Here is a 15,672-nt window from a genome sequence, read left to right as displayed (position 1 = left end):
CAAAAATACCAAAACCGCACAAAAAATGCGAAACTTCTGTGAAGTACGTTTAATATCAACATGTTAAACCTTCAAAAAACACCTCCAACCCACCGCTTTCGCCCCGTTCCACCCGCCAAACACATCCCCAACTCCCCGCCAACCCCCCTTATCCACAAGCCACCCCTACTTACCCACAAACTCAACCGCGGAATCGCGTCGCTGCTCGCAGACCAAACCAACAAAACGAGTCGCACCCACTGCGAAACCCAGCCGCAAAAACAAAAAAGCGCAGAGGAAATCCTCCGCGCTTTGTCTTGTTGCCACTCTATAGGGGATCACTCCGCCGCGATTTGGCCCTTTGCCTTCTCTACTCGCACGGCAGAGAATTTGAACTCCGGGATCTTTCCATAGGGGTCGATCGCCGGGTTGGTCAGGATATTGGCCGCCGCCTCAACATAGGCGAAGGGCACAAACACCATGTCCTCTGCGATCGCCCTGTCCGCACGGGCCATAATCTCGATGGCCCCCCGCCGCGTGGATAGGCGGACCATCTCGCCCGGCTCGACGCCCAGCGCCCGCAGGGTCTTGGGGTGTAGGGAGCAATTGGCCTCGGGTTCGACCGCATCCAGCACCAAGGACCGCCGGGTCATTGATCCGGTGTGCCAATGTTCCAGCTGGCGACCGGTGGTCATGATCATCGGGAACTCCGCATCCGGTGCCTCATCCGGTGGGATGACGCTGGCGGGGGTGAACTTCGCCCGTCCCTCGGCACGCGGGAAGCCGTCGCCAAAGACGATCGCCTGACCGGGATCCGTCTCGTGCAGCGATGGGTAGGTGATGGTCTCGGTCTCCAGACGCTCCCATGTGATATTGTCGAGCGACTTCATGTTGAGCTTCATCTCGGCAAAGACTTCGGACACATCATTGTAAGCCCAAGGCAAACCAATGCGCTGCGCCAGCTCCACGGTGATCTTCCAGTCCTCGCGTGCCTCGCCCGGAGGCGTGACGGCGGGGCGCACGCGCTGTACCTGGCGGTTGGTGTTCGACACGGTGCCGTTCTTTTCATAGAGCGTCGAGGCCGGCAGGATGACATCGGCGAAGTTGGCGGTCTCGGTCAGGAAGATGTCCTGCACCACCATCAGGTCGAGCTTGGCAAAAGCCTCGCGCGCGTGATCCGCATCCGGATCCGACATCGCCGGGTTCTCACCCTGAATGTACATGCCCTTGATATTCCCCGCATAGACCTGATCGACGATCTCGGTCACGGTGAGGCCCTTCTCGTTCGAGAAGTCGCCGCTGCCCCAGACATCAGTAAAGCTCTTGCGGATGCCATCGTCCATCACCGATTGGTAGTCCGGCAGGAACATCGGAATGAGACCCGCGTCAGACGCGCCCTGCACATTGTTCTGACCGCGCAGCGGGTGCAGGCCAGCGCCGGGTTTGCCGACATTGCCGGTCATCAGCGCCAGAGAGATCAGGCAGCGCGAATTATCGGTGCCGTGAATGTGCTGACTGACCCCCATGCCCCAGAAGATCATGCCGGCTTCGGCCCCGGCAAAGATACGCGCCACCCGGCGCAGCTGTTCAGGAGAGATACCGCAGATTTCGGACATGGCTTCCGGGGTGAAGGCCTTCAGGTGTTCCTTCTCGGCCTCCCAGTTCTCGGTCCAGCGGTGGATGTACTGGCTGTCGTAGAGCTCTTCTTCCACGATCACATTCATGATCGCGTTGAGCATCGACACGTCTGCGCCGGGGCGGAATTGCAGCATCTCGTCGGCGTAGCGGCGCATGCCGACCCCGCGCGGATCCATCACGATCAGCTTGCCACCGCGTTTGGTGAACTGCTTGAAATAAGTCGCCGCAACGGGATGGTTCTCGATCGGGTTGGCGCCGATGATGATCGCCACATCAGAGTTTTCGATCTGATTGAAGGTTGCAGTCACCGCACCGCTGCCCACGTTTTCGATCAGCGCCGCCACCGAGGAGGCGTGGCACAGGCGGGTGCAGTGGTCGACGTTATTGTGTTTAAAGCCCTGACGGATGAACTTCTGGAAGAGATAAGCCTCTTCATTGGTGCATTTGGCCGAGCCGAAACCGGCAACCGATTTCGGGTCTTGATCGCGCAGCTTGACGAGCCCTTTGGCGGCGACATCCATCGCCTCTTCCCAGGTTGCTTCGCGGAAATGGGTCATCAGGTTGCCGGGATCGACGTTGAGACCCTTGGCAGGGGCATCGTCGCGGCGGATCAGCGGCTTGGTCAGCCGGTGCGGGTGGTGGATATAGTCAAAGCCAAAGCGACCCTTCACACAGAGGCGGCCTTCGTTGGCGGGGCCGTTGATGCCCTCGACATATTTGACCTTGTTGTCCTTGACCTTGAGCGAAACCTTGCACCCCACTCCGCAGAACGGGCAGACGCTTTCGGTTTCCGTGTCGAAATCGGCGCGGTCGCCAACCTGGTTCTCATCCACAACGGTGGCTGGCATCAGCGCGCCGGTCGGGCAGGCCTGGACGCATTCACCGCAGGCCACGCAGGAAGACTCCCCCATCGGGTCAGCAATGTCGAAGGTCGGATAAGCGTCATGCCCACGCCCCGCCATGCCGATCACATCATTGACCTGCACTTCGCGGCAAGCGCGTACGCATAGGCCGCAGGAGATACAGGCATCCAGGTTGACGCTCATGGCGACATGGCTGTCGTCCAGCAGCGGGATGCGACCCTCTTCAACCTTGGGGAAGCGCGACTCCGAAACCCCGTTCAGCTCTGCCATGTCCCACAGATGCGAGGACTTGTCGTGCGCCTCGTCTTGTTTCGGCTGGTCGGCCACCAGCAGCTCCATCACCATCTTGCGCGCGTTCTCGGCGCGGGCGTTGTTGGTGGTGACAACCATGCCATCTGCAGGTTCGCGAATGCAGGAGGCGGCCAGCGTGCGCTCGCCTTCGATCTCCACCATGCAGGCGCGGCAGTTGCCATCCGGACGGTAGCCGGGCTGCGGCTTGTGACACAGATGCGGGATCTTCAGGCCGCGACCATTGGCGACTTCCCAGATGGTCAGACCCGCCTCTGCGGTGACCTGTTCGCCGTCGAGGGTGAAGGTGATTTGCTTCGACATTGCTCAGATCTCCTTGGCTTGCGAAGATGAGGTGAGGGCTGCGACTGACCTTGGGGAGTCGCAATCGCGCCTTCCCGGGGGGAAGGTCAGGCGCGGCCCGGTGGTTCCCACCGGGCGAGACATCATTGCGGAGGCCATGCTCAGACCTCCTCGGGGAAATGTTTGATGGTCAGGCGGATCGGGTTCGGCGCGGCCTGACCCAGACCGCAAATCGAGGTGTCGATCATCGCGGCACTCAGCTCTTCCAGCAGGTCCTGATCCCATTTTTCCGCTTGCATCAGCTTCACGGCCTTTTCGCAGCCAACCCGACAAGGGGTACACTGGCCGCAGCTCTCATCCTCAAAGAAGCGCAGCATGTTCAGCGCCGCGTCCCGGGCGGAATCCTGATCCGACAGCACCACCACGGCGGCAGAACCGATGAAGGACCCATGTGGCTGCAGCGTGTCGAAATCGAGCGGGATGTCATCCATATGCGCCGGCAACAGGCCCGAGGACGGCCCCCCCGGCTGATAGGCCTTGAAGGCATGGCCATCCAGCATGCCACCAGCGGCCTCAATCACATCCAGAATGGTGGAGCCCGCAGGCAGCAGATGCACGCCGGGGTTCTTTACCCGGCCGGATACGGAGTAGGAGCGCAGCCCCTTGCGGCCATTCTTCTCAACCGCGTTCAGGCACTCGGGTCCCTCGCGGTTGATCTTGGTGACCCAGTATAGTGTCTCGACGTTATGCACGAGGGTCGGCTGGCCGAAGATCCCCACCTGCGCCACAAAGGGCGGACGGTGGCGCGGCTCGCCGCGCTTGCCTTCGATCGACTCGATCATCGCGCTTTCTTCACCGCAGATATAGGCCCCTGCCCCACGGCGCAGGTCAATATAGCCTTCCTCGACGATGCCCGCAGCTTCCAGCGCGGCAATCTCACGGCGCAGGATTTCCAGCACGGCCGGATATTCGTCACGCATGTAAATAAAGGCTTTTTCCGCCTCGACCGCCCAAGCGGCGATCAACATGCCCTCGAGAAAGACATGCGGCGTGCGTTCCAGATAGTAACGGTCCTTGAAGGTGCCCGGCTCGCCCTCATCGCCATTCACGGCGAGATAGCGCGGACCTTCGTTCATGCGCACAAAGCCCCATTTCTTGCCCGACGGGAATCCCGCGCCACCAAGGCCACGCAGCCCGGCAGACAGAACCTTGTCCTGCACCGCCTCCCAATCGCCATTGGCGCGGAGGTCCTTTAGCACCTCATAGCCGCCCGCGATGGCATAGGCGCGGTAGCCCTCATACTGCGGCAGATGCGCGTGGGTATCCTCTGCCGCGATGGCCGCCTCGACCTTGGCCACGGAAGCGTGATCGATATGGTTGTGACCGATTTCCAACACGGGCGCGGTGTCGCAACGGCCCATGCAGGGCGCACGCAGAACGCGGACCTGAGTGGGGTCCATGCCGTCCTCCAGCGCCTGTTTCAACTGCTCGGCCCCGGCCAGCTCGCACGAAAGCGAGTCGCAGACCCGGATGGTCAGCGCCGGTGGTGGGGTTTCGCCTTCCTTCACTACGTCGAAATGGGCGTAAAAGCTTGCAACCTCATAGATTTCCGCCTGCCCCACACGCATTTCCTCGGACAATGCCCGGATATGCGCCGCAGAGATGTGACCGAACTGGTCCTGCACCAGATGCAGGAACTCGATCAGCAAATCGCGGTTGCGCGGGCGGTCGCCCAAAAGGTCGAGGATGTCGGAATGGGCCTGATCGTCAAGCTGACGGCCCTTGGGCGTCTTGCGCCCCTTGCCGCGTCCAGATTTCCAAACGCCAGATGTGTTGTCCAAGGGTGCCATGGGTGTCTCCCAACTCAGGTGCCTGAAACCGCAATCACACCCTCATTCCCCATGGTCAAATTTGAATGCCCGAAGGCGCGATAAGATAAGTTTATGATGCAGCTGCGGCGATGACACTCTTGAGCGCACGGAGCGTCGTCAGCTCCGGTTGCCGCTCTACACTTGCGAGGCAAATCGGACGTGCGGGCTCCGGGTCGACCAAGGGCAGAGCAAGTGTCCCCTCAATCGGTCCCAGCGCCTCCACAAGAGCGCGCGGCAGAATGGTCGCGACAGACCCTCCGCGCGCCATGACCATGGACGCCATGAAGCCTGTCGATTCCGACATAACCTCCGGACGCAGATCGAGGTCTGCAAAGATACGGTCCAGGATACGGCGATTTTGCATCTGCGGCTCAAGCAGGCTCAAGGGCAGTTTTGCAGCGTCCGCCCAGCTGATAGACGTCGCGTGAGACCCCAGCATGTCCTGAGTTGCGAGCAAAACATAGGTTTCATCATAGAGCGGCAGCAGGCTCATATTCTCCTGCACGACACTGTCACTATAGGTCACGCCCGCATCCAGCGTACCATCATAGAGACGTTGCTGGATCGTGAGCGAGGTGGTGACTTCGAGACGGACCAGAAGGCGCGGATGCGCTTGGTGCAGTTGATCAATCAGCTTGGCCGCATAGGAGGTCGCGGTGGGCACGGCGCCAATAACAAGCGCACCGGTCACCTCACCCCGCGCTGCGGCAATTTCCTGATCCAGCGCCTTGGCATCATCAAGAATGCCGCGCGCTCGATCCACGATCATCTGCCCTTCGCCCGTCAGGCCCTGAAACCGGTTTCCGCGACGCACGATCGACAGACCCAGTTTATCCTCCAGGCTACGGATCCGCATGGAAAAGGCAGGTTGGGACATATGGCACGCTTCCGCCGCCTTGGCGAAATGTCGATGACGCGCCAGCGCCGTCAGCAATTGCAGATCCTTCAGCTCAATCATCCGCACCAATCCGGTTTTAGATCACGTAAAATGCCGGTTCAGAAGATCTGAGATATCCCGTTGGGCAATATGAATTCCATACAATCAGCGCCAAAAAGATACTCTACCGAATTGGCCCCGACTGGGAGCAGCTTGAGCATGCGCCTTTTAACACTTTGAGATCAAGGCATTTTGCAAAGATCCGAACCTGCTTTCACGCCCCCTGCAACCACCACGGTCAAAAAGGTGCACGCCAAGGTAAATGCTGCGCAACCGGGAGTTAATTGGCTGGTAAACTCTCTGCGCTAGTCCAGAAGATGTGGATAATTACCGATGCCCCGTCTTGAAGGAGTTAAATCGTGCGTTTTGTACCTACCGTTGCAGCACTGCTGCTGGCCGCCCCAGTCTATGCGGCTGATGAATTCACCCCGGCCCTGCAGGCCTACATGGAAGATGAGATCAGCGGCTGGGCCAACGCTCCGGAAATCGTTGCGGCGATCAAAGCGCAGAACGAAGCCCGCGATGGCATCACTCAAGCACAGATCGACGAGATGGACCAAGCCTGGCGCGCCTCGGTCGGCTCACCATCCAGCGACCCCATCGCTCCGATCCTGAACAATCCCGTATCCGACTCCCTGCGTGCGCGGGTCGAAGAGTCCATGGGCACGATTACGGAAGTATTCGTGATGGGCGCACATGGCCTGAACGTCGCGGCGTCAGATGTCACGTCCGACATGTGGCAAGGGGATGAAGCCAAGTTTCAGGATACCTTTGGCAAAGGCGCTGACAGCGTCCATATCAGCGAGGTCGAGCTGGATAAATCCACGCAGCGCTATCAGGGCCAGATTTCCGTGACCATCGTAGACCCCGAGACTGGATCTCCGATCGGCGCGATCACTGTTGGCGTCGACGCAGAGAGCCTTCTGTAATTCCTGCCCACACGGGCATCAGGATCGGTACATCTATGGCAATTCTCAAGAAAAAACCTCCGTCCATCAAGGGATGGTCCGTGTTTGCCAAGCTCAGCCTGTTGCTGGCGGCGGCAACCTTGGTCACCGCCACATTCATAACCGTGGCGAACAAGCTTATCATCGACCAAACAGTACAGGCGGGCGTCGACACGCTTGGTGTCAACGTAACCTACTCCATTGCCTCGCGTAGCGGTGGTGCCATTCGATTCGGCGACGAGGAGAAACTCAGCGCCGATCTGGCGAAAGTCATCGAAATGTCAGAGGGGCGTTCGCTGCACGGCATTGCGGTCAATACCGACGGCAAGGTGATCGCCTCCTCCGGCACCGCAAACGAGGAGCAGATCGGCGCGCTTACGGCGCTGGCAACTGCAGCCGCCGAGGCCAACGCGGCCGAGACGAGCAATAGTGGCAACATGGTCGCAGCACCGGCCACAACGTCGAAGGGCGCAGCAGTTGGGGCGGTGGCGATGCTTTGGTCTAGCGCTGCGGCAAAGGCGGATGTTCTGGAGCGCCAGTTGATCGCCTATGGGGTTGCAGGTGGTATTTTCCTCCTCATGTGCTTGTTGTCTGCAATCATGCTGCGCCGCATTGTCAGCCGTCCACTCAGTGATCTCGGGACCAGCATTGTTCAGATCGCCGACGGAAACTACGAACAGCCGGGGCAATACTTGTCCCGCGCAGACGAAATCGGTCGCATCGCGCGGAACGTTGAAAACCTCAAACGCCAGTTGGCAGATGCACAAGAGCTTGCAGATGAGCGTGAACGCTCACAGGAATATCAAAAGCAAGTTGTCGAAGTTCTCAGCCACGCGCTGAAACAGATGTCGGATGGCGATCTGACACATGCTATCAGCGAAGCCTTCACTGAAGAGTATGAAACCCTACGCCGGAATTTCAACTCGACCCGTGCGACGATGGTCAGCATCATCAACTCCGTAATCGAGAGTTCAGAACGCATCCGCTCAAGCGCCGAACAGATCAGCGTATCTAGCGGTGATCTCTCTCAACGAACCGAAAGCCAAGCGGCCACGTTGGAAGAGACAGCTGCCGCCATGGAAGAGCTGAACGGTAGCGTTCGCTCTGCCGCGGAAGGGGCACGAAAAGTCGAAGGCATCATGGACGAGACCCGCTCCACAGCTGAGCAAAGCGGGAAAGTTGTGACCGATGCCGTGGATGCAATGTCCAATATCGAGGCATCGTCCAGCAAGATCTCAAAGATCCTGACCGTGATCGACGATATTGCCTTTCAGACAAACCTACTTGCATTGAACGCCGGCGTTGAGGCCGCCCGGGCTGGTGAAGCCGGGAGAGGTTTTGCTGTCGTCGCGTCCGAAGTGCGCGCATTGGCGCAGCGCTCGGCGGGTGCCGCCCAGGAAATCAAGCATCTGATCGTCGAAAGCACCGAACAAGTCGGCGAAGGCGTACGCCTCGTTGGCCGCACAGGCGAAGAGCTTGAAAAAATTATTGGCCGCGTCAGCACGATTTCTGGGCATGTGAGCGATATTGCCTTGGGCGCTGAGGAGCAATCAACGACTCTCAATGAGATCAACACTGGTGTCGCCCAACTCGATCAGGTGACTCAGCACAATGCTGCCATGGTCGAGGAAACGACCGCTGCCAGCCAGGTCCTTCGCAATGATGCCGCGCAATTGGCTCGTGTCGTAGCTGTGTTCAAAATCGATACGAAGCGGCAACGCGAAGACGATTTTGAAAGCGACCTGAACGCCGATACTATCGCGGTTGTTGCACAACAGGATACAAACAAAGCAGGCGAAGCGGAACTGCCGCAAGACGACGCCTCAGACGCACCAATGAAATCAGCTGTCGGTTGGACCGACTTTTGAATCGCCGGGCGACGGCACGACAAGAAAACTATATTTCTGGAACGCTGCTACCCTTCGGCAATACACGCCGCCCGGTATGTCAAGGCAAAAGCTGACGAGATGTGGCGATCCAGAAAGCCGGTTCTTCCTTCCGGCCATTCGCAGGGAAATCGGCAGGGCCTCGGCAGTGACTGCTGTGAAAATGGCCTGAAACCGTGCCTCAGCGCGGACACGCCGCCGGGGCTTTGACGGAACGGTGGATCCAGAACGACCCTTAAATCGCTGCGGACAAAACATGTCTGGCCTCACCACAGCCGGTGTTTCCGACGATCACACTCTGTGAGTTCATAGGTGCAGCCTTGCTGCGCACACAAGGCGAGGCCTCGGACGATCGGCGCGCCAAGGCCAAGGGCTTTGTCTTCGTCTCGCAAGGCCCTGACGGGATCCGAGCGGCTCTGGACATCCTTATGCGATCACAGGACGGCGGCCACATCGTGAATCAGGGCGAATTGGGTCCGCTTCTCCGACACCTTAATGGCAGCTATCTTGATGACGATGCCTTTGCGGTCTTTCGCGAAATCCTTCGTGGCTACTGTCTGGAAATATGGCCGTTAGCGCCAGGTGATGAACTTCTCGGACATACCGTCACAGAGCGGCGTATCCACTCCCTTGCAACAGCATCCAAGGAAATCGGCATCGGCCCGGCTGTCTTAGATGATTTCCTGACGGAAGCAGGCGCGTTCGCGCCCAGTGACGCGCGTGCCGATGCCCGCAAGACCTTTAATGCGAAGGCCTGGCAGCACGTCCTTGATGAAATCCCGACACTGGTTGGTCCCATTGCGCTGCGAAAGGCAATCGGCGCAACCTTGGCCGAATTGAACGGGTTGAAGGCAGACGGTGTCCTCGTCCCGAGGACCAACGTCGCAACAATCAAATCGCCTTGGCGGATTGCGGATGGCCCAACTCTTCTTGAGGAGCTGGGGGCCTATGCGCAGCCGGTTGCCTTGGAGGAGCCAGGGTGGGAGACGATCCAACGCGTTCACAAGCGGCTGGACTTTCCTGTGGGCGAGATCATTGCGGCCATCCGGACGGGTTCTCTGCGCCTTGGTCAGCGTCCTGATGTGTTCGGTTACCACGGGCTTGTCGTGGAAATCACTGAAGTTGCTGCGCTCAAGGCGAAGGTCGCGCCGAAGCGCAAGCCATCGACCAACCAGGGAGAGATGACCGCAGCAGCCTTCGCCCGATCGGCGGGTATTCGGGGGAAAGGTCAGTTCTTGGCTCTGATCGCAGGTGGTCACACGCCTGCGATGTTGGTTTTGAATCCTACGACCAGGCGTCGGGACTGGCGGATGAGCCGCGACGACATCGCTGCGTTTGAGGCCAGCTATACGACACCATCGATGCTGTCGGCCGAAACCGGTGCGCATTTGAACACGATTCGGGCCGTTCTGCAGAGCGAGGGGGGCCAGCCGTTTCGACCGAACGGCTTGGATCTCGGACCGGTCTATCTTCGGACCGAGGTTGAACCAGTTGTGGCGCTCTTGAAAACTCAGCGCGAAAAGTAACGGCCAAGCGCCAACCATGCTGAAAAACGATTATATTTCAGCGAATTACAAGAAATCGCCACTATGGCACCCCATAGCCTCTTGACAGGGGGTGTGCATGAAAACCGCGAAAACGTGCAAGCTTATGGTTCATTGGCAGCAAACTGAAAACGATTGGCGAGCCGTGGAGGATTCGAACCCCCGACCTGAGAATTAGAAGTTCCCTGCTCTAATCCAGCTGAGCTAACGGCCCGTTCTAGGTTCGGCTGTATCAGTCAAAGGTCTCATCTTGTCAACTTGGTAGAATGCCCAATACCATTTCGCAATCACCAAACCACAACAAGATCGAACAGCTACTTCGAGCATCACAAAACCTTGTCGCGCAAAGGAGCGAGGGTTTCACCTTGTGAAGCCAATGAAGTAGCTGGAAAACATAGGCCGTACTCAGAGGACGATCTACAAACAACCAACTGGCAAAGAGATAATCAGGCGCTAAGGCAGCGCGGATCGCTGACCGACTGGTTCGATCCCTCCATGCAGTGGGAAGCCATTTAATCGGGGCATTGCGGCCGTCAGAAGCCTATAGCGACGCTGAGATCCAGGCCTGTCTCACCCTCAACGCCCTCGTAGGGTTGCCCATCGGCCAAGCGACCGGTTTCGTGACGAGCCTGCTCGAACTATCCGGGCTTGGCTGGTTCGTGCAGCACTGCAGCTCTCTGTAACGTCGCCAGAAGACCTTGAACGTGTCCATTCCATATCGCGGTTCCAATGAGCAGCTGCACCTGCTCCTGGACAGCACCGGCATCAAGGTGGAAGGCGAGAGCGAGTGGCAAACGCGCAAGCATGGCGGCTCGAAACGAAGAGCCTGGCGGAAGATGCCCCTCGAGTTTGATACGGAAACGCTGGAGACCCGGGCGTTCGAGGTCACCTCCAGCAGCGTCGGCGACGCGCCGATGCTGCCGGGTCTGCTTGCCTAGCTCCCTCGGGATCAGGACGTCGCCACCGTTACGGTCGACGGTGCCTACGACACGCGGGGCCTGCCACACTCCCGTCACCGATCACGGTGCGGCAGCAATCATTCCGCCCGGCCGCAGCGCGAGGCCCTGAAAGCCGGGCACTGCAGGAGCCGCGGCACGCAACGAGATCCTGCGGACGTCAAAGCATCTTGGTCAAGCGCCGTGGCGGATCTGGAGCGGCTACCACCGACGAAGAGGGTCGAGACGAAAATGAACTGCGTGAAGCTGCTCCGGCAGAGGCTGAGGTCCGCGACTTCGGCCGCCAGGTTGCCGAAGTTTAGATCCGTGCGGCAGCCATGAACCGCTTCACTGCCCTCGGCAACCCGGTCACCGTGGCCCGGGAGTGAGTGTGTCCCGAGAAGGGGAAACTGCGATCAACAGCAGACTTTTGCGACCGCGCCGCATCACGGGACTGTTATAGCTGTGCCTCATATCTCCAGCTCCCTTTCGCTACCCATCCCGTTCTTACTGACCCAAACATCGCCACCAGCCGGCTTTGTTGTGAAAATACGGCGAGGGATCCATCTCGCGAACCAAGCGAGGTAGCTGGACTGACTGACCAGCCCCTTCCCTCCGCGCTATAGGACCAAGAACTGGCCGAGCGGCAACCAGGCACTGAAGCAGCGCGGCTCCCTGAAGATCTGGTTTAAACCGAACATGGCACGAGGGCCGCCGCCAACCGGCAAGCGTGGCCGACAGCCACGGTATACTGAAGCCGCGCTTAGGGCATGCCTTACGGTGAAAGTTCTCTTGGCATGCCCCTCAACTGGATGAACGGGTTCGTGAAGAGTCTTTTGTGCCAGTCCGGGGTAGGAGTAGTGTCACGTTTCACTACGCTGAGCAGGCGCTTTAAAAAGTTGAGCGCCGACGTCAGACAGCTACTCCGACCTAAGTATTCAGGTCGCCTTGCGGCACCTGAAAGGTACTCATGGCCGGGCTGCCGACTTGACGCATACGCTCCAAGATATCGACGCCCTGCTGTTTCCAGAAATGCAGCAGGTCGATGAACACCCAGTTTTCCGCCAGCTTGTCACCATCCCGTCGATAAATATCAATGACCCTGAATTCACCCGGCTTACCCGTTGCGGGCATTCCCATAAAGCCACCGCTCGGAACAGCCGTAAAATTGGGCCAACCGAAGAACCCGCCAAAATTCCCCTCGCCAATCCGGCAGATATGTTGGGTTTTGGAACGCTCCGTAAACCCGGCGCGGAAGGGGCCGGAGTGCTGCTTGGCGTAGCGTTCGATCGTGTAGGTGGCGCCGATCCCTGCTGGTCCCCACCACAGCATGTCATCGTGCCAGGTGCGCGCCAGCTCCTCTTCCAACGGCAGCGCGCCCTGCCAGGTACCAAGGTCGGTCACCATCCGCTGGATCAGGTCCAACGTTTGCTCACCCGCAGCGGAATCTTGCGCGTCAAACATCACGCCATCGTGGGTCTGTGGCCCCGGTTGAACCTGGTGGCTGGCGGTTTGCGGCGGAAAGGGATGTAGCCCGGCCTGCATCATCAGATGCGGAATATCGAAATACATCGCCGTCTCGGTGATCTGCTCCCCTTCGACGCGGTGAAAGGCGCAGTAGCGCAAGAACACCAGCTTCCCCGTCGGCGCGATATTTAGCCAAGGGCGATCAAACAGCCCCATCAGATGCCCCATCGAGCAGACCCAGATCCCGCCTGGGTCCGAATAATAGTTCTCGCCCGCCATAAACACATCCAGCCGCCGCTGCATGCGGGTCAGCGCCCCTCTGAGCGGCTGCCAGAACGCTTGCGCCACCGCCTCTGGCCCTGAGATTTCATCAAAGGGGTGATAGCCGCGCCACAAGAGATTCGGGCTGCAATGCCGTGCCATCATCGCCGGAATCTCAGCAACTTCGGCCATATCGAGGTCATTATAGAACGAACGAACCAATTGTTTGGCATGCTGTAGTTGTATCTTTTTCATCAAATTTCATACCCTTAGAGAGATGCCCTAGCAGAGCCCTTCGACCTTTTTGCAAGCGCTTGCAAAAATACCTTGCCAGATGACACGTCCTATCGCTACCCTTTTTGCAAGCGCTTGCAATTGTGACAAAGCGCAGCGCCATCAGACGCGGGGAGTATCAATGGCTGAAATCCAACTGCGCAATATCGGCAAGCGCTGGGGCAGCTTTGTCGGAGTGAAAAACTTCGACCTGACCATCGCCGATCGCGAATTTCTTGTGCTGCTTGGCCCCTCTGGCTGCGGCAAGACCACCACCATGCGGATGATCGCAGGGTTGGAGGACGTCACCGAGGGCGACATCCTGATCGATGGCAAGGTCGTGAACGATTTGGAGCCCAAGGACCGTGACGTGGCGATGGTGTTCCAATCCTATGCGCTCTATCCGAACCTCAATGTTTATGAAAACATCCGCTTCCCGCTGAAGGTGCGCGGCGTCGATCCCGCGACCCATGACGAGAAGGTGCGCCGCGCCTCCGCCATGGTGGAACTGGACGATTTCCTGCATCGCAAACCGGCGGAACTGTCCGGCGGCCAACGTCAGCGCGTCGCCCTAGCCCGCGCCATCGTGCGCGAACCCAATGTGTTCCTGATGGATGAGCCGCTGTCCAATCTGGACGCCAAGCTGCGCGTCTCCACCCGCGCCCAGATCAAGAACCTCAGCCACGAACTGGCCGTCACCACGATATACGTCACCCATGACCAGATCGAGGCGATGACCCTGGCCGACCGGGTGGTGGTGATGAAAAAAGGCGTGGTGCAGCAGGTCGGCTCGCCCACGGAAATCTACGACCACCCGGCCAATACCTTTGTCGCCAGCTTCATCGGCTCGCCCGCAATGAACCTGATGGAAGGCACCGTCACCGGCGGGACCTTCCGCGCCAAACATGTGGAAATTCCGGGCCTTGATGCCAAGGACGGCCCGCTGACGCTCGGTTTCCGCGCCGAGGATGCCAGCCTCGCCCCAGAGGGTCAGGGCCAGATCACCGCGCCGATCTACACGCTGGAGCTGTTGGGCGATGCCACGATGATCTCTGTCCGCGTCGGTGGGGCACTCGTCTCGGTCAAGGCCGACAAGACCTTCCGCGCCGAAATCGGCGATCCGGTGAGCTTTAGCGTGCCGCCCGCGATCTGCCACCTGTTTGATGCCGAAACCGGCGAGCGCGCCTGACCCATTCCAGAACAGACCGGGACAACCCGGCAGACCTCAACCCAACAGGAACCCCACAGGGAGCCAACTTCATGACACTCAAGACCATCCTGATGGCAGGGGCGCTGTCCCTTGCAGGCGCCGCGGCTTCGGCCTCCTGCGCGTTTGAAAACACCGTGCCGCTCAAATCCCTCACCGCCGGGTTTGAGGCCTGGAAGGCCGCGACCGATGCCATGGCGGAATGCGGCAACTTCTCCGCCTCGCTCGATCAGGAGTTCAAGGAGAAGCAACCCGAAGCTTTTGCCGCCAACCCGGCCCTTTACCAGATCGGCGGCGTTGCTAATGAAACGCTGATCCCGCTGTTGAATGCTGGCACCATCCGCCCGCTGGATGATCTGGTGGCGAAATACGGGGAAAACCTGACGCCGAACCAGTTGATCAAGATTGACGGGGAGATCATGGCGATTGCCATGATGGTGAACGCCCAGCACCTGATGTACCGGCAGGACATCCTGGCTGATCTCGGCATCGAAGAGCCCAAGACCTATGCCGATCTTCTCGCCGCAGCCGAGAAGATCAAGGCCGCAGGCGTCGTCGATTACCCGCTCGGTGGCACCTTCAAGACCGGCTGGAATCTGGCGCAGGAATTCGTCAACATGTACCTCGGCGAGGGCGGCAATTTTGTCGACGCCGACAATAACCCCACCATCAACACGCCCGAAGGTATCAAGGCGCTGGAAACCCTGAAGGCGATGACCGCCTATATGGACCCGGAATATCTGGTGTCGGACTCCACCTACGTGCAGCAGCAGTTCCAGCAAGGCAAGATCGCCATGGCCAACCTCTGGGCCAGCCGCGCCGCCGCGATGGAAGACGCTGCCGAAAGCCAGGTGGTGGGCAAGGTGAAGATGGCCTCCGCCCCGATGGGCGCTGCCGCACCTGCGACCTCGCTGTGGTGGGATGGCGTCGTGCTGGCCGCCAACATGAGCGATGAGCAGGCCGAGGCCGCCTTCAAGGTGGTGACGGAGGGTATGGACACCGAAATGGTGCAGGCCAACAACGACGCGGCCGTCTGGTTGGTGCCCGGCTATGAGGCCGGACCGCTGGCCGCCGGTGCCGCCGCCTCTGCCGCCAATGGCGCCCGCCCCTACCCGGCCTCCACCGCGCTTGGCATCCTGCATTCCGCCCTCGGCAACGGGCTGTCGGCCTATCTGACCGGCGCCAAGGATGCGGAAACCACGCTGGCCGACATCGAGGCGAACTATATCACCGCCGCCAAGGAAGCGGGCCTCCTGGAATAACTCCCCTCTCC

Annotated in this window: 9 protein-coding genes, 1 tRNA gene and 2 pseudogenes; 7 read left to right on the top strand and 5 right to left on the bottom strand. The window is 59.5% G+C overall.

The annotated features are described in order from the left end of the window. Positions 1-317: 317 nt before the first annotated feature. The 3 genes from fdhF to R1T40_RS20745 form a co-directional block, all read right to left on the bottom strand. Complete coding sequence (gene fdhF / locus R1T40_RS20755; protein WP_317385509.1) at positions 318-3,092, bottom strand: formate dehydrogenase subunit alpha; 2,775 nt, start codon at positions 3,090-3,092, stop codon at positions 318-320. A gap of 140 nt (positions 3,093-3,232) precedes the next feature. Then, the gene (locus tag R1T40_RS20750; RefSeq protein ID WP_317385508.1) at positions 3,233-4,921 is read right to left on the bottom strand and encodes an NAD(P)H-dependent oxidoreductase subunit E; all 1,689 of its coding nucleotides are present in this window, start codon (positions 4,919-4,921) and stop codon (positions 3,233-3,235) included. Between the two features lie 91 nt (positions 4,922-5,012). Continuing rightward, the gene (locus tag R1T40_RS20745) at positions 5,013-5,900 is read right to left on the bottom strand and encodes a LysR family transcriptional regulator (protein WP_317385507.1); all 888 of its coding nucleotides are present in this window, start codon (positions 5,898-5,900) and stop codon (positions 5,013-5,015) included. A gap of 338 nt (positions 5,901-6,238) precedes the next feature. Here R1T40_RS20745 and R1T40_RS20740 point away from each other — a divergent pair, with 338 nt between their 5' ends. The 3 genes from R1T40_RS20740 to R1T40_RS20730 all read left to right on the top strand — a co-directional run bounded on the left by R1T40_RS20740 (position 6,239) and on the right by R1T40_RS20730 (position 10,238). Further along, on the top strand, positions 6,239-6,808 hold the full coding sequence (locus R1T40_RS20740) for a hypothetical protein (RefSeq protein WP_317385506.1): 570 nt from the start codon (positions 6,239-6,241) through the stop codon (positions 6,806-6,808). Between the two features lie 35 nt (positions 6,809-6,843). Beyond that, positions 6,844-8,694, top strand: coding sequence for a methyl-accepting chemotaxis protein (locus R1T40_RS20735; RefSeq protein WP_317385505.1), 1,851 nt, complete (start codon positions 6,844-6,846; stop codon positions 8,692-8,694). Between the two features lie 338 nt (positions 8,695-9,032). Then, entirely contained in the window at positions 9,033-10,238 is a 1,206-nt protein-coding gene (locus R1T40_RS20730; protein ID WP_317385504.1) for a hypothetical protein, read from the top strand. Between the two features lie 154 nt (positions 10,239-10,392). On the opposite strand, the gene R1T40_RS20725 is transcribed toward R1T40_RS20730, so the two are convergent. Next, a tRNA-Arg gene (locus R1T40_RS20725) sits at positions 10,393-10,470 on the bottom strand. 206 nt (positions 10,471-10,676) lie between these two features. Here R1T40_RS20725 and R1T40_RS20720 point away from each other — a divergent pair. Both R1T40_RS20720 and R1T40_RS20715 read left to right on the top strand, forming a co-directional pair. Then, positions 10,677-11,511, top strand: a pseudogene (locus tag R1T40_RS20720) (IS5 family transposase); the annotation flags it as partial. Positions 11,512-11,788: 277 nt separating this feature from the next. After that, positions 11,789-12,105 (top strand): annotated as a pseudogene (locus R1T40_RS20715) (transposase); the annotation flags it as partial. A gap of 16 nt (positions 12,106-12,121) precedes the next feature. Here R1T40_RS20715 and R1T40_RS20710 read toward each other — a convergent pair. Then, entirely contained in the window at positions 12,122-13,174 is a 1,053-nt protein-coding gene (locus R1T40_RS20710; protein WP_317385503.1) for a nuclear transport factor 2 family protein, read from the bottom strand. Positions 13,175-13,334: 160 nt separating this feature from the next. Here R1T40_RS20710 and R1T40_RS20705 point away from each other — a divergent pair, with 160 nt between their 5' ends. Together R1T40_RS20705 and R1T40_RS20700 are read left to right on the top strand one after the other, a co-directional pair. Next, entirely contained in the window at positions 13,335-14,381 is a 1,047-nt protein-coding gene (locus R1T40_RS20705) for an ABC transporter ATP-binding protein (protein WP_317385502.1), read from the top strand. A gap of 71 nt (positions 14,382-14,452) precedes the next feature. Further along, positions 14,453-15,661 (top strand): ABC transporter substrate-binding protein, encoded by a 1,209-nt coding sequence (locus R1T40_RS20700; RefSeq protein WP_317385501.1) that lies wholly within the window; start codon positions 14,453-14,455, stop codon positions 15,659-15,661. Positions 15,662-15,672: the final 11 nt, after the last annotated feature.

Origin of the sequence: Tritonibacter scottomollicae (genome assembly GCF_032924845.1) — a bacterium.
In the GTDB taxonomy this organism is placed as follows: domain Bacteria; phylum Pseudomonadota; class Alphaproteobacteria; order Rhodobacterales; family Rhodobacteraceae; genus Epibacterium; species Epibacterium scottomollicae.
This window is presented reverse-complemented; position numbering and strand designations above follow the sequence as displayed.